This window comes from Flavobacterium melibiosi (assembly GCF_048158545.1).
In the GTDB taxonomy this organism is placed as follows: Bacteria; Bacteroidota; Bacteroidia; order Flavobacteriales; family Flavobacteriaceae; genus Flavobacterium; species Flavobacterium melibiosi.
Genome location: NZ_JBLNKU010000007.1, coordinates 108,983 through 130,974 on the forward strand (window position 1 = coordinate 108,983; position 21,992 = coordinate 130,974).

The window sequence follows — 21,992 nt, forward strand, 5'->3', positions numbered from 1 at the left end:
TTAGTTATGAAAAATGGAGTTTACAGCCTATTAAAAGCTAAATTTCTTATAGATGATGATGCGGTAAAAAACTGGCGATTCATTGTTTTTATAATTATTTTAGCGATTGTCATGATTGCTAATACACAACGATTTGAGCAAAAAGTGTTTAAGATTGTTGAGTTGACAAATCAGGTTAAAGAGTTACGTTCGGAATTTGTTGATAGACGTTCGGAATTGATGAAATTGAAAATGGAATCGACTGTTTCTGAAAAAATGGTAGAAAAACAAATTTTCCCGTCAACAGTTCCTCCAGTTAAAATCAAAGTTAAAAAAGAAGAAGAAAAAAGCTTTTTCAAAAAAATATGGCAGTAGAAGATAAATACATATCGTACAGAATTTATCTGGTTGCATTCGCTATCTTTTTGATGGCCATTGCGATTGCTGTAAAATTGACAAATATTCAATGGGTCGAAGGAGATTATTATAGAAAATTAGCTAAAGAAAGAACTGTTAGGAATTTTGTAATTCCTGCTAATAAAGGGAATATTTATTCTGCTGATGGGAGTCTTTTAGCGACTTCTATTCCTAATTATGAAATACGTTTTGATGCTGTGGCTCCAAAACCTGAAGCATTCGAAAAAAATGTTAAGTCATTGTCCGATTCATTAGCCTTCGTTTTAGGAAAAACATCTAATTTTTTTGAAAACGAATTACGAAAAGCCAGAGCAAATAAGAACAGGTATTATTTGATTGCCCGTAATTTGAGTTACACCCAGTATTTTAAAATTAAAGGTTTTCCATTATTTAAATTAGGTGCTTACAAAGGAGGGATTATTATTGAACAAGAAACAGTAAGAGAGCATCCAATAGGGAAAATTGCAGAACGAACCGTAGGTTACGAGCGAACTTCTAATGGTGAATCGCTAGATGGAAAAGGAATTGAATGGGCTTTTAGAAAATATCTGAACGGTAAAGACGGAAAAATTTTAAAACAAAAAATAGCAAAGGGGCAGTGGAAACCTATTCGTGATATTAATGAAGTTGATCCTCAAGATGGCTATGATGTCATATCAACTATAGATGTTTATGTTCAAGATATAGCGCATCATGCTTTACTAAAACAGTTGGAACTGTATCAGGCTGATCATGGTTGTGTGGTAGTTATGGAAACTAAGACGGGTCATGTAAAAGCAATTTCAAATTTAGGAAGAGCGAAAGACGGAACTTACTATGAAACCACAAACTATGCAGTTGCCGAATCTCATGAGCCAGGTTCTACCTATAAATTAGCGGATTTAATGGCGCTTCTTGAAGATAAAAAAGCGGACACCAGTACTGTTTATGACAGTAAAGGTGGAGTTGTGATGTATTCAGGAAAAAAAGTGCGCGACTCTCATGAAGGCGGTTACGGTAAAATTTCTTTAGCGAGAGGTTTTGAACTTTCATCTAATACGATTATGGTTCAAGCGGTTTATGATAATTATAAAAATAACCCTTCGCAATTTGTAAATCATCTTAATAATTTTGGATTAAACAAGCCATTAGGACTTTCAATTAAAGGGGAAGGTCGACCATATATTCCGCAACCAAGTGATAAAAACTGGTCAAACATTTCACTTCCTTGGATGGCTTTTGGATACGGAGTTTCCATTACACCAATGCAAACATTAGCATTTTATAATGCTGTTGCTAATAATGGGGAAATGGTTAAACCTCAGTTTGTTTCTGAAATTAAAGAATGGAACAAGACTATCAAAAAGTATGAGAAAGAAGTTTTGAATCCAAGAGTTTGCTCGAAAGAGACTATTTTGAAATTACAAGCAGTTTTAGAAAACGTAGTGAAAAAAGGTACTGGTTCAAAATTGTATTCTAAAGATTTTTCTATGGCGGGAAAAACAGGAACGGCACAAGTGAATTACGGTAAAGACGGAGGTTCGGGTAAATATTATGCTTCCTCGTTTGTTGGTTATTTCCCAGCAGATAAACCGATGTATTCCTGTATAGTAGTAGTACACAAGCCAAGTACAGCGCTAAATAATTATTATGGTGCAGACGTGGCAGGTCCCGTTTTTAAGAGAATCGCACAAAAGATTTTTACAGACGCCCCTTCGACAAATGAGATTAAAAACTTAGATAGAAAAATACAAAAACAAGAAATTAATTATGATTCTTATTTTGTTAAGTCACAAAAGAAAGAGCAGTTAATTCCTAATGTAAAAGGAATGTCAGGTATGGATGCAGTTGCCTTATTAGAAAATTTAGGCATAAAAGTAAGAGCTATTGGAGTAGGGAAAGTGAAAAAACAATCGCTTGCTGCCGGTCAGAATATTGTAAAAAATACAACTATACTATTGGAATTATCATGAGTATATTAAAAGATATATTATACAAAGTAGCTATCGAAGCCGTAAAAGGTTCGACGGATATTACTATTAATAAAATGGATTTTGATTCTAGAAAAATCGAATCCAATGATGTTTTTATTGCTATTCGTGGCTCCATTTCTGATGGTCACGATTTTATAGAAAAAGCAATTGAGCAAGGCGCTGTAGCCGTTATATGCGATACATTTCCGGAGAATATTGCAAAAGGGGTTACCTATGTTCAGGTAAAAGATACGAATTCAGCGGTAGCATTTATGGCTGCAAATTATTTTGGAGATCCTTCTCAAAACTTGAAATTGGTTGGAATTACAGGAACAAACGGTAAAACTACTATTGCTTCTTTATTGTATCAATTATTTAAAAAAGCAGGTTTTAAAGTTGGATTACTTTCTACAGTAAAAATTTTAGTTGATGATGTTGAATATAAAGCGACACATACCACTCCTGATTCAATTACGATAAATCATTATCTAAAAGAAATGGTGGAGAACGGTGTTGAATACTGTTTTATGGAAGTGAGTTCTCATGGAATTCATCAAAAAAGAACCAAAGCATTGCATTTTGTTGGCGGTATTTTTACCAATTTGTCTCACGACCATTTGGATTATCATCCAACGTTTGCAGAATACAGGGATGTGAAAAAATCGTTTTTCGATAATTTACCTAAAACAGCCTTTGCATTATCCAATATTGATGATAAAAATGGGCAAGTGATGTTGCAGAACACCGCTGCAAAAAAACTGACCTATGCCTTAAAATCGTATGCTGATTATAAAGCGCAAATTCTGGAAAATCAATTGTCAGGTTTGTTGTTGAAAATAAACGGAAATGAAGTTTGGGTAAAATTGATAGGAACATTTAATGCGTATAATTTATTGGCTATTTATGGAACTGCGATTGAACTTGGTATGGAAAGTTTGGAAGTGCTTCGGTTATTGTCAGATTTAGAAAGTGTTTCGGGGCGTTTTCAATTTATTGTATCCTCTTCAAATATTACGGCGATAGTGGATTATGCGCATACACCGGATGCATTAGAAAATGTGCTGAAAACAATCAATGACATTCGTACAAAAAACGAACAATTAATTACGGTTGTAGGTTGTGGAGGAAATAGAGATAAAACCAAGCGACCAATTATGGCTGGTATTGCATCTGATTTGAGTGACAAAGCAATTTTTACTTCGGATAATCCTAGAAATGAAGATCCCGAAGTTATTATTACTGAAATGGAGCAAGGAGTTGCGCCACAAAATTATAAAAAGACATTGACTATAACAGATAGAAAGCAGGCTATAAAAACGGCATGTCAATTGGCTCAGCCCAATGATATTATTTTAATTGCTGGAAAAGGGCATGAGACGTATCAGGAAATAAATGGCGTTCGCCATGATTTTGACGACATGAAAATAGTTAAAGAAATATTAGATCAACTTCATAAATAGAAAAATATGCTGTATTACTTATTTGAATATTTAGACAAAACATTAGACGTTCCAGGGACAGGCGTTTTTCAGTATATTACTTTTAGATCTGCATTGGCATTGATGCTTTCTTTATTGTTATCTACAATTTATGGAAAAAGAATAATCCGTTTCCTGCAAAGACAACAAGTGGGAGAAACCGTTCGTGAACTTGGTTTAGCAGGTCAAAATGAAAAAGCGGGTACGCCAACAATGGGAGGATTAATTATCATATTTGCCACTCTGGTTCCGGTTGTGCTTTTTGCAAAACTGCATAACATCTACATTGTTTTATTGATTGTGACCACACTTTGGATGGGGACAATTGGTTTTATAGATGATTATATTAAAATTTTCAAGAAAGATAAAGAAGGTTTAAAAGGAATATTCAAAGTTGTAGGACAAGTAGGTCTTGGTTTAATAGTAGGTACTGTTCTTTATTTTAGTCCCAGTGTAACGGTTCGTACAGATACTTCTACATCAGATATTTTTAAAGTGCCAACAGAAACCGTAATTTTGCCTGCGCCAGTTGAAGAAAAATCTACAGCTACAACAATTCCTTTCTTTAAAAATAATGAATTTGATTATGCTGAATTATTAGCATGGACTGGCGAAGGATATGAAAAATGGGCTTGGTTAATTTTTATTCCGGTTGTTATTTTCATTATAACTGCAGTTTCTAACGGTGCTAATTTAACGGATGGTATTGATGGACTTGCCGCGGGGACTTCTGCTGTTTCAGTTCTTGCATTAGGAATATTTACGTTTGTTTCGGGGAATATAATTTTCTCCAATTATTTGAATATTATGTATATCCCTAATTCGGGGGAAATGACAGTTTTTATTGCCGCATTTGTAGGGTCATTGATTGGTTTTTTATGGTATAACTCCTATCCGGCATCAGTATTTATGGGTGATACAGGAAGTTTGACTATTGGTGGGATTATTGCTGTTTTGGCAATTGCCGTTCGAAAAGAAATGTTGATTCCTTTATTATGCGGTATTTTTCTTGTCGAAAATTTATCTGTGGTTTTACAAGTAAGTTATTTCAAATATACCAAGAAACGCTTTGGTGAAGGCCGAAGAATATTCCTAATGTCGCCTTTGCATCATCATTATCAGAAGAAAGGGTATCATGAAAGTAAGATTGTAACCCGTTTTTGGATTGTTGCTATAATGCTGGCCATATTGTCAATTGTCACTTTAAAATTAAGATAATATGAGGTTAGTAATTTTAGGTGGAGGAGAAAGCGGAGTAGGAACTGCTATTCTAGGTAAGAAAAAAGGATACGATGTTTTTGTGTCTGATTTTGGAAAGATAAAAGGAAATTACAAAGAGGTTCTTATCATTAATGAAATTTCTTGGGAAGAAGAAAAGCATACGGAAGATTTGATTTTGAATGCTGATGTGGTGATGAAAAGCCCGGGAATTCCGGATAAATCTCCAATAGTGAAAAAGCTTTTGGCAAAAGAAATTCCGGTATTGTCGGAAATTGAGTTTGCGGCTCCTTTTACAGATGCAACTATAATAGGAATCACCGGAAGCAATGGAAAGACTACCACCACGATGTTGACCCATCATTTGTTGAAATCAGCAGGATTAAATGTAGGACTGGGAGGGAATATTGGAAAGAGTTTCGCCTGGCAAATAGCAGATAATAAATACGATTCTTATGTGCTTGAATTGAGTAGTTTTCAATTGGATGGGATTGTAAATTTTAAACCACATATTGCGATTATTACGAATATAAGTCCTGATCATTTAGATCGATATGATTACAAATATGAAAATTACATTGATTCAAAGTTTAGAATTACAATGAATCAAACCGAGGAAGATTACCTCATTTACGATGCCGATGATGAAGCCATTTCAGAATGGTTTAAAACACACACAACAAAAGCCAAATTAATTCCTTTTTCATTGACAAAAACTTTCAGCGAAGGAGCTTATATAAAAAACAACAAAATGGAAATTTCAATCAATCAAGAAGAGTTTACAATGGACACAGAACATATTGCCTTAGAAGGAAAACATAACATGAAAAACGCAATGGCAGCAACCTCTGTGGCAAAATTGATGCAGATTAGAAAATCTACAATACGTGAAAGTTTATCTAATTTTCAGGGAGTAGAACACCGTCTTGAAAAAGTATTGAAAATTCAAAATGTACAGTACATTAATGATTCAAAAGCAACTAATGTAAACGCTACTTTTTTTGCATTAGACAGTATGAATACGCCTACAGTTTGGATTGTGGGAGGTGTTGATAAAGGAAATGATTACAATGAATTAATGTCGTTAGTACGTGAGAAAGTAAAAGCTATTATTTGCCTTGGTGTGGATAACAAAAAAATTATTGATGTTTTTGGAAATGTAGTTGATATGATGATTGAAGTTGACAATATGAATGATGCTGTGAGAATGGCGCAACGATTATCAGAAAAGGGAGATACAGTATTATTATCACCGGCTTGTGCTAGTTTTGATTTATTTGAAAACTATGAGGACAGAGGAAATCAGTTCAAGCAAGCAGTTAAAAATTTATAAAAAAGTTTTATTTATTTAGATTTTGAGGCTCCCCAACCTTAAAGTTTAAATAAGTAAAACTTTAAACAAACACAAAAATGAAACAACTAGTTAACAGTTTAAAAGGAGATAAAGGAATTTGGTCATTCGTGGCTTTATTAGCCTTGTTTTCATTTATGCCTGTTTTTAGTGCGAGTAGTAATTTGGCCTACTTAGGTCAAGGAAATGGAAATACATTAGGTTATTTGGTAAAACATTTGGCACATATTTGTATCGGTTTTTCTATTATTTATTGGGTGCATAAAGTGCCTTATCATTATTTCAGAGCTATTTCTAAAGTTGGATTGCCAGTTGTTTGGATATTATTGGCTTACACATTAATTAAAGGAACTGTTATAGCCGGTGCCAATGCCAGTCGATGGATTCAAGTACCTTTTATTGGAATAACCTTCCAAACATCAACATTGGCGTCCATGGTGCTATTTATATTTGTTGCACGTTATTTGTCGAAAACAAGAGAAGAGCCAGTGACATTCAAATCTTCTTTGTGGGAACTTTGGGTTCCGGTGTTTGTAACTTTGATGTTTATTTTGCCAGCTAATTTTTCTACAACAGCATTGATTTTTTCCATGATTCTGATGCTAACTTTTATTGGAAAATATCCATTAAAATATATTGCTGTTATAATAGGTTCAGGAATAGTATTTCTTGCTTTTTTTATTCTGATTGCTAAAGCTTTTCCTGATTCTAGGTTTTTTAGTAGAGTAGGAACTTGGGGAAATAGAATTGAAAATTTTACTACTGACAAACCTGATGAAGATGATTACCAAATAGAAAAAGCTAAAATCGCTATTGCATCTGGTAAAATATATGGGTTGGGTCCTGGAAAAAGTGTTCAAAAGAATTTCTTGCCGCAATCTTCATCTGATTTTATTTATGCCATTATTGTTGAAGAATACGGACTTTTAGGAGGTTTGGGAGTTCTTGCGTTATATTTATTATTGTTGTTTCGATTTGTCATTGCTTCGCATAAAGCCAATACATTGTTTGGGAAATTAGTGGTTATAGGATTAGGTTTTCCCATGATATTTCAGGCGATGATTAATATGGCTGTTGCAGTAGAATTATTGCCTGTTACAGGACAAACATTGCCATTAATAAGTAGTGGAGGAAGTTCTATCTGGATGACCTGTTTTGCACTTGGAATTATCATAAGTGTAACTAAAAAAGAGGAAGAAATCGCCCAAGAATTAAAAGATGCTGCCAAAAGAGAAGAAGCACTGCAGAAATTAATCGATAGAGAATTAGAAGAGGAAGATCTAATAGAGGAAAATTATTCTATTGAAGATAAAGCTAAGAATCCAATGCATGCAGTTTTAAATAAGTAATTCGGTTTTCAGAAAAAAGTAATTTTTAAAAACTTAGGAACTCAGTAACTTTAAAAAAAATGAAACAGTATAAATTCATATTAAGCGGTGGCGGAACAGGAGGACATATCTATCCGGCAATTGCAATTGCCAATGAATTAAAATCTCGTTTTCCTAATGCCGAAATTCTTTTTGTAGGTGCCAATAATAAAATGGAAATGCAAAAAGTACCTCAGGCAGGTTACAAAATCAAAGGACTTTGGATTGCAGGATTACAGCGAAGACTGACATTTGATAATGTGCTTTTTCCAATTAAATTGCTTTCAAGTTTATTAAAATCCAGAACAATAATAAAGGATTTTAGACCAGATGTAGTTATTGGAACTGGAGGTTTTGCAAGTGGTCCGTTGTTGCAGATAGCTGGGATTGCAGGTATTCCAACAGTAATTCAAGAACAAAATTCCTATCCTGGAATTACCAATAAATTATTGAGTAAAAAAGCAAGCAAAATTTGTGTTGCTTACGAAAATCTGGAGCGATTTTTTCCAAAAGGAAAAATGATTTTGACCGGAAATCCAGTGCGTCAGGATTTAATAGATATCGACAGCAAAAGGACTGAAGCCATTCAATATTTTAATCTAGACTCTAAAAAGAAAACATTGTTAGTTCTTGGAGGAAGTTTGGGAGCGAGAAGAGTAAACCAATTAATCGAAAAAGAATTGGAAAATATTCTTTCTCAAAATGTTCAGGTGATTTGGCAATGTGGAAAATTATATTTAGAAGATTATAAAAAGTATAATGCAGCCAATGTTCAAGTTGTTGCTTTTATCGAAAGAATGGATTTAGTCTATGCTGCTGCAGATGTTATTATTTCCCGAGCAGGAGCGTCATCAGTTTCGGAGTTGTGTATTGTTGGGAAACCAGTGATTTTTATTCCGTCACCTAATGTAGCTGAAGATCACCAAACTAAAAACGCACAAGCGATTGTAGATAAAAAAGGAGCGTTAATGCTCAAAGAATCGGAGCTTGATTCGCAATTTGGTCTTGTTTTTGAAGCCTTGTTGAAAGATCAGGGAAAACAAAACCAACTGAGTGAAAATATAAAACAATTGGCTATGCCAGAAGCAACAAAACAAATTGTTGATGAAATAATAAAATTAATAAAGTAGTCAATGGATGATGCTTTTAAAGATTGTATTTTTCTTTTAATTGGCATTGTCACTTTGTCTTATGTATTCAATAAAAGAAGAAAGCATAAAGATATAAATGATTGGAGAGGTTTTATTGGGGGATTTGGCTCTATTATATTCGGCTTATATCTAATCATACAATCATTATAATAAATATTTTAAATAAAATTCGTGTCTTAGCGCCTTTGTGGCAAAATAATAATAATATGAACTTAAATCAAATACATAACGTCTATTTTATAGGAATTGGAGGTATCGGGATGAGTAATCTGGCTCGTTATTTCAAGAATTTGGGAAAACAAGTTTCAGGTTATGATAAAACACCTTCAGCTCTTACCAGTGAATTAATAGAAAGCGGAATTTCAATCCATTTTGAAGACAGTATCTATTTAATTCCTGCAGATTTTTACGTAGAAAATACGTTGGTGATCATTACTCCAGCAGTTCCAAAAGCGCATTCGGAGTGGAATTATTTCTTGGAAAGAGATTTTCAGGTTAAAAAAAGAGCGGAAGTTTTAGGAATAATCACAAAAGATACTTTTTGTTTTGCAGTAGCGGGAACACATGGAAAAACGACTACTTCAGGTATTTTAGGACATATTTTATATGAAAGTGGCGCTGATGTTACTGCTTTTATTGGTGGAATTGTAGAAAATTACAATTCGAATTTAATAGGAAGCGGAAAAACGGTAACGGTTGTTGAAGCGGATGAATTTGATCGTTCGTTCTTGCATTTGCATCCTAATATTGCGTGTATTACATCAATGGATGCGGACCATTTGGATATATATGGAACCAGTGAAGCGATAAAAGAATCTTTTGTTGAATTTGCTTCAAAAGTGGAAGATAAGAGCAAGCTTTTTATAACGAAAGAATTACCATTAGAGGGTATAACGTGTGCTGTAAATGAAGACGCTGTTTTCAAAGCTTTTAATGTTAGAGTAGGAAATGGTAGTTATGTTTTTGACGTACAAACGCCTACGGAGATAATCAAAGATTTATATTTTGGATTACCGGGAAAACACAATTTGATGAATGCATTAATGGCTATTGCAATGGCAAATATATTCGGCACCCCAACCGATGCCATTGCAAAAGCCATTGCTTCATTCAAAGGAATAAAAAGAAGATTTTCTTACCAAATTAAAACGGATAAGTTAGTTTATATTGATGATTATGCACACCATCCAACGGAGATAAATGCAGTACATCAGGCCGTTAGGGAATTATATCCTAACCAAAAAGTTTTGGCAATTTTTCAACCACATTTATTCAGCAGAACGAGAGATTTTGCTGATGATTTTGCCAAAAGCTTATCTGCTTTTGATGACGTTGTTTTATTAGATATTTATCCGGCCCGTGAATTGCCAATGGAAGGCATAAATTCACAATGGTTGATGGATAAAATGACCAATAATCATAAAAAAATAGTCTCTAAAAGTGATTTAATTTTAACAATTTTAGCTAGCGATGCTACCGTTATTGTAACTATTGGAGCAGGGGATATTGGAGAATTAGTGCCATCCATTAAAAAAGCAATAAATGAAACTCTTTAATTGGACAAATATTCGGTTAATACTAATGTTTATAGTAGTAATTTTTCTGTTTTCGTTTACCTCAAATCGAAACAAAAATAGAAAATTGACTAAATCTGTAGTGGTTTTTGTTGGAGATAATGCGCCTTTTGTTAAACAGGAAACGGTTAATAAATTGTTAATAGAAAATAAACGAGAGGCATCAGGCATTCAAAAAGTTAATTTAGATTTGAATAAACTGGAAAGAACTCTAGATGCACAAGAAATGATTGAAAAATCAGATGTATTTGTGAGTATTGACGGTGTGTTGAAAGCAGTAGTAAAACAAAAAACTCCTATAGCTAGAGTTTTTGATGAAGGAGGCTCTTTTTATATTGATTACGAAGGGAATAGAATGCCATTGTCAACTAATTTTACAGCGAGAGTTCCACTTGTATCCGGGGGGATAAATAAAAAAAATAACGAAGATTTAGCCGACTTATTTCGCGCAATCTATGACGATGCGTTTTTGAAAAAAAACATCATTGGAATTGAAATTATGCCGAATGGTAGCTTAAAAATGCTCAATAGAAATTTTGATTATCAAATTGATTTTGGTAGAATGATAAATGTGGAGCGAAAATTTAAGAATTACAAAGCTTTTTTTCAAAAGGCGGTTTTAGATAGTTCGTTGTATAAATATAAAAAGATTGATCTCCGATTTACGGAACAAGTAGTTTGCACTAAATAATAGATAATGGAAAAAGAGAATATTGCAGTAGGTCTAGATATTGGGACAACTAAAATAGTTGCCATGATAGGCAAGAAGAATGAATATGGAAAACTAGAAATTTTAGGTGTAGGAAAATCTAAAAGTTTAGGTGTGGCAAGAGGCGTTGTAAATAACATCACTCAAACCATACAATCGATACAACAAGCGATACAAGAAGCCGAAAATAATTCTGGCTATAAAATAAAAGATGTAGTGGTGGGAATTGCGGGTCAGCACATCCGTAGTATTCAACATACGGATTACATAAGCAGAAGCAATCCCGAAGAAGTAATTGGAGGATATGATATTCAGCTTTTGATTGACCAAGTAAATAAATTGGCAATGTTACCTGGCGAAGAAATAATTCATGTTTTGCCACAAGAATTTAAAATTGACGGACAATCTGAAATTAAAGAGCCTATAGGAATGTATGGCGGAAGATTAGAGTCTAGTTTTCATGTTGTAGTAGGACAAGCCTCGTCAATTCGTAATGTAGGCAGATGTATTCAAAGTTCAGGAATTGAATTGTCAGGTTTGACATTAGAACCATTAGCTTCGGCAGATGCGGTTTTGAGTCAGGAAGAAAAAGAAGCAGGAGTTGCACTTATCGATATAGGTGGTGGAACAACTGATTTAGCCATTTTCAAAGATGGTATTATTCGTCATACTGCGGTAATTCCTTTTGGAGGAAATGTGATCACAGATGATATCAAAGAAGGATGTTCTATAATTGAAAAGCAAGCCGAATTATTGAAAGTTAAATTTGGATCAGCTTGGCCAGGGGAAAATAAAGACAACGAGATTGTTTCTATTCCGGGATTAAGAGGCAGAGAGCCAAAAGAAATTTCATTAAAGAATCTTTCTAAAATTATTCATGCTCGTGTTGTTGAGATTATTGATCAAGTTTTTACGGAAGTGAAAGCATACGGACACGAAGATCCCCGTAAAAAACTAATCGCAGGGATAGTGCTTACTGGTGGTGGTGCTCAATTGAAACACATCAAACAGTTAGTAGAGTATATTACAGGAATGGACACGAGAATAGGATATCCAAACGAACATTTAGCTGGAAATTCAGACGAGGAGATTTCAAGTCCTTTATATGCTACTGCAGTTGGATTGGTAATGAACAGCATTGAAAATAATACTCAAAGTGCGGTTAGAATGGATGCAATTGAACAACCAAAAGCACCAGTTTACAGACAGCCAATAGTTCAAGCGCCAGTGATTGAGGTTTCTGAAGAGGAAGTTGAGGAAGAGGCACGAAACACTAATGAAAAACAGAATTCGACAGTAAACAGAATTCAGAGAAATTTCTTCGACCGTTATGTGGATAAGATTAAGGATTTCTTAGATAATGCAGAATAAGGGCAGTGCCCAAAAAACACAATAAATAATAAATATCAAAAACCAAATAAAATGATGAGCAACTCAGAATTTGGAAGTATTTCATTTGATTTACCAAAGAACCAATCAAATGTAATAAAAGTTATTGGTGTAGGTGGAGGCGGAAGTAACGCCATAAATCACATGTTTAAACAAGGGATCAAAGGCGTAGATTTTATCGTATGTAATACGGATTCTCAGGCCTTACAGAGCAGTTCTGTGCCTAACAAAATACAGTTAGGAGTACATTTAACTGAAGGACTTGGTGCTGGAGCAAACCCAGATGTAGGTCAGCAATCCGCTATTGAAAGTATTTCCGAGATTGAAAAAATGTTGGATCGCAATACTAAAATGGTGTTCATCACTGCCGGAATGGGTGGTGGAACTGGAACTGGAGCTGCACCGGTAATTGCACAATTGGCTAAAGAAAGAGATATTCTTACTGTAGGAATTGTGACATTACCTTTCTTATTTGAAGGGAAAGTGCGTCAGGAACAAGCATTAATTGGTATAGAAAAATTACGTAAACAAGTCGACTCTTTAATTGTTATCAATAATAACAAATTAAGAGAAGTGTATGGAAATCTTGGTTTCAAAGCTGGATTCTCAAAAGCAGACGAAGTTTTGGCGACAGCCTCAAGAGGAATTGCTGAAGTAATCACGCATCACTATACTCAAAATATCGATTTAAGAGATGCCAAAACAGTATTGTTTAATAGCGGAACGGCTATTATGGGATCTTCTGTTTCTTCAGGTGAGAATAGAGCTAAGGAGGCAATTATTGCTGCTTTAGATTCTCCATTGTTAAATGATAATAAAATTACTGGTGCCAAAAACGTATTGTTGCTTATCGTTTCTGGAACTAATGAAATTACAATTGACGAAATTGGAGAAATCAATGATCATATTCAAGTTGAAGCAGGTCATAATGCTAATATTATCATGGGGGTTGGTGAAGACGAATCGCTTGGAGATGCTATTGCAGTGACTATAATCGCTACAGGTTTTGATATTGAACAACAAAATGAAATCGTAAATACAGAGCCAAAAAAAATCATTCACACATTAGAAGATGAGCAAAGAAGTGTTCATAATCTAAGTAATAAAACGGTTACTGCATTCGATTTGAATACAGAATCTCCGGTTTCTAATTCAAACGAAAGAATTGTTTTCGATTTGTTAGAAGATACTGTAGTTGTGCCTGAACCAGTGGTGGTAATACCAACACCAGCGCCAACAATCAATAAAGAAGAGTTGATGGTTATGTCTGAATTTATTAAAAATTTAGATGTCACTTTCGAAATCGTTTCTCCTATCACTGATATTGATTTCACAATCACATCACCAGTAGCTGAAGTTAAAGAAGTAAAAGCAGTACAACCAAAAGTTATTGAAAGACAAGAACAAACTACTTTCTCTTTTGATTTGCCACTTTTCAAAACAGAGCCAGTAGCACAAGTGGAAGAAAACAAAGTTTTGTTTGAACTAACGAATGAAACTCGTGATATTAAAGTAAATGAAGCAGTTCAATTTGTTCCGGTAACGGAATTGAGTGATAACGGAATTATCAAGTATTCTCTTGAAGAATATATGGAGCCTGAGAATGATTTCATGGCCAAGCCAGTTGCTAAGACTCCAGAAGTTGTTATTCCGGCGGAGTTGAACATTACCATGAAACAAGTGAATACACCAGTAAATACGCCTGTTGATTTTGACGCCATTTCTCCTATGGAAATGACTATCGAAGAATCATTAAGAATGAGAGCTGATGAAAGAAGAAAAAAATTAAAAGAATTCAATTATAAGTTTCATAACAATGTTTCTAAAATTGATGAGTATGAAAAAGAGCCTGCTTATAAAAGATTAGGAATAGACATTTCAAACAATCAAACTAATAATACAAATTCGAGAATTTCTGTTGGAACAGACAGCAACAACGATCTACAGTTGCGTTCTAACAACTCGTATTTGCATGACAATGTAGATTAACTAACTCAAACCAAAATGAGACAGCCCGAAAATTCAATTTAATTTTCGGGTTATTTTTTTGTGTAGTGAGAAGAAAGCAATCTATTGTTAATTCCAGTAAATTTCTTTAAATTTGTCGGGCCTTAATCCAGCTGTCGTTTCAAGCTTTTTCTCGAAAATGCTTTTTTCTAAGTCCTTAAAAGAGCTTCTAAAGTCGCTTTTTAAGTCCAAGAAAAAATCCATTTCCTCCTAAAAAGGCTTTTCACTACCATTTGGGGCATTTAAAAAGTAATCAGTTTGCAGTATTCAGTTTTTAGATTGAAAAGCAAATTTAAAATTAAATAGTAGTATGAGTTTATCAGTACAAATCATGGACGAAATGAAAACCGCCATGAGAGCCAAAGATACAGTTGCATTAGAAGCTTTAAGAGCTATAAAATCTGAAATCCTATTAGCTCAGACAGCAACAGGATCTAAAGAAGAAATAACTGAAGACGACGAGGTTAAATTGCTTCAGAGATTAGTAAAAACCCGTAAGGAAAGTGCTAGAATTTTTACAGAGCAAAACCGTTTGGATTTGGCTGAACCAGAATTGGCTCAAATTGCAGTAATCGAAAAATTCTTACCAGCACAATTAAGTGAAGCAGAAGTAGAAGCAGTGATTGCAAAAATCATCTCCGAAACTGGAGCTGCAGGTATTGCTTCAATGGGAAAAGTGATGGGATTAGCTGCTGCGCAATTAGGCGGAACTGCAGAAGGAAAAACCATTTCTACAATAGTTAAAAAATTATTGACATAACATATTTATGATTTTAGATTTAGGAATTGGGATTTCAAAATCCCTAAACCTAAAATCAAATGACTGCGTAGTTCAACTGGATAGAATATCAGATTTCGACTCTGAGGGTTGCAGGTTCGAACCCTGCCGTGGTCACGAATAAATAGAATAGGATAGAAAAAATATCAAGCTCGCTTGGAATAATTTTTTCTATCCTATTCTATTTTCAAAGCGGAGCTTTGAAGGTAGGACGAAGTCAACCCTGCCGTGGTCACGAATAAACAAAAATACTCCAAAATAATTTCAAGTAAACTTGATTATTTTGGAGTATTTTTGTTTTTAAAAGGAGACAAAAATATGAAAGAACAATTTTTTATTTCTATACTTTTTGGGACATTATTCCTTCTAATAATTATTTTTAGAGTTCTGGAACCTACTTATCTCTTACGGTTCAATAAACCACTTTATATTCATTGGTATCCTTTCTCCAAGAAATTAAAATCAAACCAACGACAAATTTTAGTAAATGAATTTCCATTTTATAATAGGCTTTCTTCTAAAAGGAAAATGTATTTTGAACATCGAGTGAATAAGTTTATTGGAAATTATCAGTTTGTAGGTAAAGAGATTGCTATTACGGAACAAATGCAAATGTTGATTGCTGGAACTTATGTAATGTTGACTTTTGGAATGAGGAATTATCTTGTTAGTTTATTCAATAAAATAATAATTTATCCTTCCAGTTATTTTTCTACCATAAATCAAGCGTACCATAAAGGAGAATTCAATCCTAAAATGAAAGCAATAGTTTTTTCATGGGAAGATTTTTTGCTGGGGCATGAGACTTCAAATGATAATGTCAATCTTGGTTTACATGAGTTTGCTCATGTGTTGCATTTTCATTGTTTAAAAAGTAATGATCCAAGTGCCATTATCTTTTTTGATGAGTTCAATGAAGTGATAAAATATTACAGCGATCCAGTTTTAAATAACGTGTTAACTCAAAAAGATTATTTTAGATTGTATGCTTATGAAAATCAATTCGAATTTTTATCGGTTATCTTGGAACATTTTTATGAGACTCCTCATGTTTTCAAAAGGGAGTATCCAGAATTATATGGTCACATTTCAAGAATGATTAATTTTAAAGAAGAATATTTAAAATAAAAGGAATAATTCAAATATCATTTTTATCATCTAAATTCGGTTTTATATTTTATTATTGTTTTTTTTTTTTGATAAAAAACCAATAAATCTCTAAAAATAAAATCGTTATGTAATATGAAATAATAATGCCATATTTTTATATATTTGTCTATAATTGTAAAAATCATTTTATACTCAAAAGAAAATGATATTAGTTCTACAAAAAAAGAACAATTACTACACGATTGAAATTATCATAATCAGGAATCATTTTTGTAAGATTAAGAAAGTCTATAATTATGGACATGATTTTAGAAAAATCAATTACAAGAATAACTGAAATTACTCTAAATTTTTTATATTGTTATTTTTATAATCATAAATCGTATGTCAAGAAGAGGCTGTTTTATACTACTGGCAAGTTTTATATGTATACTGAATTCCTGTAATTCATCAGAAAGCGATAAAGAAAAAATTTCTATTGGATTTTCACAAAGCGTTGATGACGATATTTGGAGAACATCGATGAACCATGCTATGGAAGTAGAAACTTCACTTCATCCAGAGGCTAGCCTGACAATTTATAATGCAAATCGCCAACCCAAAAAACAGATTCGTGATATTGAAAAATTTATCGAAAATAAAGTAGATATCATCATAGTTTCTCCTTTTGAATCAGATTCTATTGTTCCAGTAATAGAAAAAGCCAAGTCCAAAGGTATTCCGGTAATCGTAGTTGATAGAAAAGTAAATACCTCTAATTATACCGCATATTTAGGAGCAGATAATATTGAGGTAGGACGAATTGCTGGGAAACACATTGTTTCATTATCTAAAGGGCATGCAAATGTGATTCAAATTTATGGAGATTTAACTACATCGCCTGGTCTAGAAAGAAGCTTGGGGTTTAAACAAGTTGTTAAACAATATCCTGGTATTAAAGTTTTTGACCTAGACTCAGATGACTTCGGACATCCAAAACCAAATTATGTAAAGTTATTAGATAGCTTGCCTAATATTGACTATGTATATGCTTTTAATGATTTAATTGCATATAATGCATGGAAAATTGCCAAGGGTAAAGGTTTAGAAAACAAAATAAAATTTATAGGCGTAGATGGACTTAACGGACCTTTCGGAGGGATACAATTTGTTAAAGATAAAATATTAGAAGCGACTGTTTTATATCCAACAGGTGGAAGTGAATCCATAAGATTGGCTTTGAGAATAGCCAATCAAGAAATTGTTCCTAAAAATAATAAACTTAACACGATATTGATAGATTCGCTTAACGCGGATATAATGAGCAATCAATTTGATAAAATAACAATTCAACAATCTGATATTGAGCAGCAACAAAAAATTATTAATGATCAGGAAAAGAAATATTCGACCAGGAGTAATCTTCTGAAACTATTAATTGCTTTATTTGTTATTGTGCTAAGTTTAGCGTTATATAATATTTATTCTGGAATCACTATTCGCCGTAAGAAGAAAGAATTAGAAGAGACAAATAAAAAAGTTGTCAGTCAAAGAAATGAAATTGAAAAATTTTCTGAAGAACTAAAACTAAGTAACGAAGCGCGGCTTAATTTTTTTACAGGTTTGTCTCATGAATTCAAAACACCGTTAACTTTGATATTGAATTCCATAGAATCTTTGGGAAGTGAATTTAAGAATAAAGGAGCGACCGTGAATAAAGAAGTTAATCTGATGTATAATAACTCAAGAAGATTACTCAGATTAATCAATCAATTATTGGACTATAGAAAAACAGAGGATCAAAAATTTACTTTGAGAGCATCAAAAACTAATATTTTAGATTTTTCGAATAGTATTATTAGTGATTTTTATAGGGAAGCAAAGAAAAGAAATATTGATTTTTCATTGACAACTAACAATCCGGAACTGGAAGTTTATCTAGATCGAAATCTAATGGATAAAGTCTATTTTAATTTGTTATCCAATGCCTTTAAATTCACTCCTGAAAACGGTAAAATTTCGATTGCAATAAAAGAAGATAAAGTCAATAGCACAGTTAAAATCTACTTTAAAGATTCGGGTATAGGGATTCCGGAAAATGAGCTGAAGGAGGTTTTTAATGCTTTTTATCAAGGTTCAAACAATTACAGAAATAGTTCTGGAATAGGACTTCATTTATCAAAAAATTTTGTCGAATTGCACAAAGGGAAAATAGAAATTAATTCAAAAAATGGAGCAGAATTTATAATTACATTGCAATTAGGAAAAGAGCATCTTGATGAAAAAGATATAATAAAAGAGCCAATTCTGGATTTTGTTCATGAGCCTGATTATCTGGATTCGGAGTTTATTCAAAGTGTCGAACCCAAAAACACCGAAGATAAATATTCGATTCTATATATAGAGGACAATAAGGAGCTTTTAGACTTTGTGTCTCATAAATTCTCCGCAGAATATACTTTTTTTGCCTCTGATGGTACCAATGCAATTGAAAAAGCATTGGAGTTAATTCCAGATATTATTATATGTGATTTGAATTTGCCTGAAAAGAATGGCTTTCAAATTTGTGAAATACTCAAGAAAGATTTAAGAACCTCCCATATTCCTATAATAATGCTAACCGCTTCGGATGATCAAGAATCCTATTTAAAAGCTTTAGAAAGTGGCGTTGATATCTTTTTGACAAAGCCTTTCAATTTAAAAGTACTGGGGCAATCGATAAAAGGATTGCTCTTTAATAGAGAAAAACTACGGTTCTATTATACCAATAATATTTTAAATATAGAGGATCGTGATTTTGGTGTTTCTGAACAAGATTTTCTAGGAAAGTTAAATGATTTTATTGAAAAAAACTTAGATAATTCTGCCTATACTGTTGAAGATCTTGCGCGAAGTTTAACTATTTCACGGGTACAATTGTATCGAAAAGTCAAAGCTATATTAGGGATTAGTGTCAGTGATCATATTAATAATAGACGATTGGATAAATCAAAAGAGTTGCTGAAAAAGTCGGACTTAAACATATCAGAAATTGCATATGCAGTTGGGTTCTCATCACCAAATTATTTTTCAACTTCCTTTAAAAATAAATTTGGGGTTTCCCCGAAAGAATATAAAAGTAAAATATAGATTTTTGCTATTGATTTACTTTCTTTTTTTAACAATACTAGCGTATGTAATTATATCTATATATCCACTTATCTCTAAAAATTAATATTAAGGAAATGAAAATAATTCAGATACCTCTGTAAATTTTATAACAATTCTACTCGTTTATAAATTAGAATTGAAGAAAAGAATTATATTTCAATTCAAATAGTAGTTCAATACTAATAAATAATTATAAGAAAAGCGTAAATTTGAGTAGACTTTACATGAGGTCTGTTTTTGGCTGTTTTTTTCTTAGAAAAGTTGGCTTAAAAAAATTGTTTTTGAAATAAAATTTTGACTGTATTAATGTTGTAGTTTTTTCTTTAATATTTTTATTAATCAGTTGTTTATATTGTTATTGTAATTAACGAAACGCAAATACCCACTCAATGTCAAAGCACCCTTGAATTAAAAATAATGGTGGGAAAAACTACATTTACTGTCCTTTATTGAATATACTTAAAGCCGATTAGTGTAACCATTAAGAAATCTTAATTACCAAAACGTAAAAAACAATCATGAGAAACTTACTGTAATATTGCTTGTTTTTTTCGACCAAGCAGCGTAATGGGCAGCGACTATAATAGTGTTATTTTACTTTATCAAGATTTTTAAGAATCTATATTGGTAAGGTATTTGTAAAGTTTAAAAAACTAAATATGGGAATATATTGGTTGTACGAGGAAAGGTTCTCTGTCTTCTATGATTTTTTTAAACGATTATATGGATGCTAATGAACCCATTTATGAAACGGAACAAAAAGCTATGGTTGTCCGTGATTCCTTTATCAGTGCAAAAAGGAAAATAGAATACGCTTGAATTGGTAGATTATGTTTGGAAAAAATAAGATTGGAATTATTTTATCCATAAAAAAACGAATCATTAATTTAAAAATAAACTACAATGAACAAATTATTCGTATTTGTAGCCCTTTCCTTTTTTGCTTTTACTACAAAAGCACAAAGTTACCCCGAAATGATAATAGTCGAAGGCGGCACTTTTGATATGGGCGATGAACAAGGTATTGGAGAAGCTGATGAACAGCCCGTTCATCCCGTGACCCTAAAAACATTTAGCATTGCTAAGACAGAAACCACTGTCCTACAATGGAAAACCTACTGCGATGCTACTGGTCGAAAAATGCCAGATCCTCCATCTTGGGGTTGGATAGACAGCCACCCAATAGTAAACGTAAGTTGGGATGATGCCGTTGCCTATTGCGACTGGATGAGCGATAAAACTGGCAAAATATGTCGCTTGCCTACAGAGGCAGAATGGGAATATGCCGCTCGTGGCGGAAAGACAAGCAAAGGCTTTAAATTTAGTGGTGGACAAAGTATAGATTTGACTGGCTGGTACAAAGAAAATAGCGGTGATAAAACTAATTCAGTAGCTCAGAAACGTGCTAACGAACTAGGTTTGTATGATATGAGTGGTAATGTGTGGGAGTGGTGTGAGGATTGGTACGGTGATTATTCCGCCGGAGCACAAACAAATCCAAAAGGCTCAAAATCAGTGGGTTTCCGTGTGTTACGTGGTGGTAGTTGGTTCCTTGCTTCTACATACTGCCGTGTGGCGAGCCGCAGTCTTATGATGCCTAGCTTCCGGTATTACTACTACGGTTTTCGGATGGTTTTTATCGAGTAAACAGCGGTATCTCTGTCCTGCTCCTTTAAGCAAAAAACGTTTTCCCAAAGGGGAAGACTGACTGATAAGGCAAAACGTATAATAATCGTTTTTCGGTGTAGCCGAAAATTTTGCAGTAGTTTATAAATTATATCAGTCACTACAAAAAATTGTATTTATACGAAAGGGTGAAGCAAATAATAAATCAAATGTAAATATAATCATTCATATTCCTTTAATGGATGGTATTGGAAGCCTTGCTGAAATGAATAAATAGAGGGATCCATATATATCCACTTATCTTTAAAAAAAACATTAAGGATATGAAACAATTCACAAGGCAAGGAATAATAGAATACTTCAATATGTTTAAAAGCGATTTAGACTGTTTGGAATATTTAGTAAATAATAAATTGTAGGAAGACTATAAATGTTTCAAATAGTCATCCAAAATTGACAATCCGAAAATAGAATTTTTAAGACTTTTTTATTGATAGAAGTAATTTTTGGGAATTTATCATTTTCAGATGTTTTTGCAAAGCAAATTTCTAAAGCTCCAATTACGGAAGATTTTGATAAAATGGATGTAAGAGTAATTATTGATAAAACCTTAATCGAAGTGTTTTTGCAATAATGGTAAAACATTTTGAGAGAGATATTTTTCCCGGAAAAACCGATGGAAACATTTTTAGTCACTAAAGAGAATTTCAATTTTATTATTGAAAATTTAATAATTAGCCAATTAAGTTTTAACTAA

16 protein-coding genes, 1 tRNA gene and 1 pseudogene are annotated in these 21,992 nt (G+C 33.0%); all 18 read left to right on the plus strand.

Going from position 1 to position 21,992, the window contains the following annotated elements:
- Nucleotides 1-6: 6 nt before the first annotated feature.
- The 18 genes and pseudogenes from ACM55F_RS10450 (at nucleotide 7) to ACM55F_RS10535 (ending at nucleotide 21,869) form a co-directional block, all read left to right on the plus strand.
- Nucleotides 7-354, plus strand: coding sequence for an FtsL-like putative cell division protein (locus ACM55F_RS10450; protein ID WP_416853740.1), 348 nt, complete (start codon nucleotides 7-9; stop codon nucleotides 352-354).
- On the plus strand, nucleotides 345-2,348 hold the full coding sequence (locus ACM55F_RS10455; RefSeq protein WP_416853741.1) for a penicillin-binding protein: 2,004 nt from the start codon (nucleotides 345-347) through the stop codon (nucleotides 2,346-2,348). The genes ACM55F_RS10450 and ACM55F_RS10455 overlap by 10 nt, the downstream gene beginning before the upstream one ends.
- Nucleotides 2,345-3,808: a UDP-N-acetylmuramoyl-L-alanyl-D-glutamate--2,6-diaminopimelate ligase gene (locus tag ACM55F_RS10460; RefSeq protein ID WP_416853742.1), complete on the plus strand. Its 1,464-nt coding sequence runs from the start codon at nucleotides 2,345-2,347 to the stop codon at nucleotides 3,806-3,808. The genes ACM55F_RS10455 and ACM55F_RS10460 overlap by 4 nt, the downstream gene beginning before the upstream one ends.
- A gap of 6 nt (nucleotides 3,809-3,814) precedes the next feature.
- Nucleotides 3,815-5,044: a phospho-N-acetylmuramoyl-pentapeptide-transferase gene (gene mraY / locus ACM55F_RS10465; protein WP_416853743.1), complete on the plus strand. Its 1,230-nt coding sequence runs from the start codon at nucleotides 3,815-3,817 to the stop codon at nucleotides 5,042-5,044.
- Between the two features lies 1 nt (nucleotide 5,045).
- The gene (murD, locus tag ACM55F_RS10470) at nucleotides 5,046-6,377 is read left to right on the plus strand and encodes a UDP-N-acetylmuramoyl-L-alanine--D-glutamate ligase (protein ID WP_416853744.1); all 1,332 of its coding nucleotides are present in this window, start codon (nucleotides 5,046-5,048) and stop codon (nucleotides 6,375-6,377) included.
- Between the two features lie 77 nt (nucleotides 6,378-6,454).
- Complete coding sequence (locus ACM55F_RS10475) at nucleotides 6,455-7,744, plus strand: FtsW/RodA/SpoVE family cell cycle protein (protein ID WP_416853745.1); 1,290 nt, start codon at nucleotides 6,455-6,457, stop codon at nucleotides 7,742-7,744.
- Between the two features lie 59 nt (nucleotides 7,745-7,803).
- The gene (gene murG / locus ACM55F_RS10480; protein ID WP_416853746.1) at nucleotides 7,804-8,892 is read left to right on the plus strand and encodes an undecaprenyldiphospho-muramoylpentapeptide beta-N-acetylglucosaminyltransferase; all 1,089 of its coding nucleotides are present in this window, start codon (nucleotides 7,804-7,806) and stop codon (nucleotides 8,890-8,892) included.
- Between the two features lie 227 nt (nucleotides 8,893-9,119).
- Complete coding sequence (murC, locus tag ACM55F_RS10485; RefSeq protein ID WP_416853747.1) at nucleotides 9,120-10,469, plus strand: UDP-N-acetylmuramate--L-alanine ligase; 1,350 nt, start codon at nucleotides 9,120-9,122, stop codon at nucleotides 10,467-10,469.
- A complete protein-coding gene (locus tag ACM55F_RS10490) occupies nucleotides 10,456-11,178 on the plus strand; it encodes a cell division protein FtsQ/DivIB (protein ID WP_416853748.1) in 723 nt (240 codons plus the stop codon). The genes murC and ACM55F_RS10490 overlap by 14 nt, the downstream gene beginning before the upstream one ends.
- A 6-nt stretch (nucleotides 11,179-11,184) precedes the next feature.
- Nucleotides 11,185-12,567 (plus strand): cell division protein FtsA, encoded by a 1,383-nt coding sequence (gene ftsA / locus ACM55F_RS10495; protein WP_416853749.1) that lies wholly within the window; start codon nucleotides 11,185-11,187, stop codon nucleotides 12,565-12,567.
- Nucleotides 12,568-12,618: 51 nt separating this feature from the next.
- Nucleotides 12,619-14,574 carry a cell division protein FtsZ gene (gene ftsZ / locus ACM55F_RS10500; protein ID WP_416853750.1) on the plus strand — a complete coding sequence of 652 codons (1,956 nt, stop codon included), beginning with the start codon at nucleotides 12,619-12,621 and terminating at the stop codon, nucleotides 14,572-14,574.
- A gap of 328 nt (nucleotides 14,575-14,902) precedes the next feature.
- Entirely contained in the window at nucleotides 14,903-15,352 is a 450-nt protein-coding gene (locus ACM55F_RS10505; RefSeq protein WP_416853751.1) for a GatB/YqeY domain-containing protein, read from the plus strand.
- Nucleotides 15,353-15,413: 61 nt separating this feature from the next.
- A tRNA-Arg gene (locus tag ACM55F_RS10510) sits at nucleotides 15,414-15,487 on the plus strand.
- Between the two features lie 201 nt (nucleotides 15,488-15,688).
- Nucleotides 15,689-16,498, plus strand: coding sequence for a zinc-dependent peptidase (locus ACM55F_RS10515; RefSeq protein WP_416853753.1), 810 nt, complete (start codon nucleotides 15,689-15,691; stop codon nucleotides 16,496-16,498).
- A gap of 366 nt (nucleotides 16,499-16,864) precedes the next feature.
- The gene (locus ACM55F_RS10520) at nucleotides 16,865-19,588 is read left to right on the plus strand and encodes a substrate-binding domain-containing protein (RefSeq protein ID WP_416853754.1); all 2,724 of its coding nucleotides are present in this window, start codon (nucleotides 16,865-16,867) and stop codon (nucleotides 19,586-19,588) included.
- A gap of 996 nt (nucleotides 19,589-20,584) precedes the next feature.
- A complete protein-coding gene (locus tag ACM55F_RS10525) occupies nucleotides 20,585-21,256 on the plus strand; it encodes a formylglycine-generating enzyme family protein (protein WP_416853807.1) in 672 nt (223 codons plus the stop codon).
- Nucleotides 21,257-21,558: 302 nt separating this feature from the next.
- A pseudogene (locus ACM55F_RS10530) lies at nucleotides 21,559-21,648 on the plus strand (IS1595 family transposase); the annotation flags it as partial.
- A gap of 77 nt (nucleotides 21,649-21,725) precedes the next feature.
- Nucleotides 21,726-21,869, plus strand: coding sequence for a GH32 C-terminal domain-containing protein (locus ACM55F_RS10535; RefSeq protein WP_416853755.1), 144 nt, complete (start codon nucleotides 21,726-21,728; stop codon nucleotides 21,867-21,869).
- Nucleotides 21,870-21,992: the final 123 nt, after the last annotated feature.

Coding starts and splice junctions, on each gene's coding strand:
- ACM55F_RS10450 (WP_416853740.1), top strand. CDS start 7: ATGAAAAATGGAGTTTACAGCCTATTAAAAGCTAAATTTCTTATAGAT.
- ACM55F_RS10455 (WP_416853741.1), top strand. CDS start 345: ATGGCAGTAGAAGATAAATACATATCGTACAGAATTTATCTGGTTGCA.
- ACM55F_RS10460 (WP_416853742.1), top strand. CDS start 2,345: ATGAGTATATTAAAAGATATATTATACAAAGTAGCTATCGAAGCCGTA.
- mraY (WP_416853743.1), top strand. CDS start 3,815: ATGCTGTATTACTTATTTGAATATTTAGACAAAACATTAGACGTTCCA.
- murD (WP_416853744.1), top strand. CDS start 5,046: ATGAGGTTAGTAATTTTAGGTGGAGGAGAAAGCGGAGTAGGAACTGCT.
- ACM55F_RS10475 (WP_416853745.1), top strand. CDS start 6,455: ATGAAACAACTAGTTAACAGTTTAAAAGGAGATAAAGGAATTTGGTCA.
- murG (WP_416853746.1), top strand. CDS start 7,804: ATGAAACAGTATAAATTCATATTAAGCGGTGGCGGAACAGGAGGACAT.
- murC (WP_416853747.1), top strand. CDS start 9,120: ATGAACTTAAATCAAATACATAACGTCTATTTTATAGGAATTGGAGGT.
- ACM55F_RS10490 (WP_416853748.1), top strand. CDS start 10,456: ATGAAACTCTTTAATTGGACAAATATTCGGTTAATACTAATGTTTATA.
- ftsA (WP_416853749.1), top strand. CDS start 11,185: ATGGAAAAAGAGAATATTGCAGTAGGTCTAGATATTGGGACAACTAAA.
- ftsZ (WP_416853750.1), top strand. CDS start 12,619: ATGATGAGCAACTCAGAATTTGGAAGTATTTCATTTGATTTACCAAAG.
- ACM55F_RS10505 (WP_416853751.1), top strand. CDS start 14,903: ATGAGTTTATCAGTACAAATCATGGACGAAATGAAAACCGCCATGAGA.
- ACM55F_RS10515 (WP_416853753.1), top strand. CDS start 15,689: ATGAAAGAACAATTTTTTATTTCTATACTTTTTGGGACATTATTCCTT.
- ACM55F_RS10520 (WP_416853754.1), top strand. CDS start 16,865: ATGTCAAGAAGAGGCTGTTTTATACTACTGGCAAGTTTTATATGTATA.
- ACM55F_RS10525 (WP_416853807.1), top strand. CDS start 20,585: ATGATAATAGTCGAAGGCGGCACTTTTGATATGGGCGATGAACAAGGT.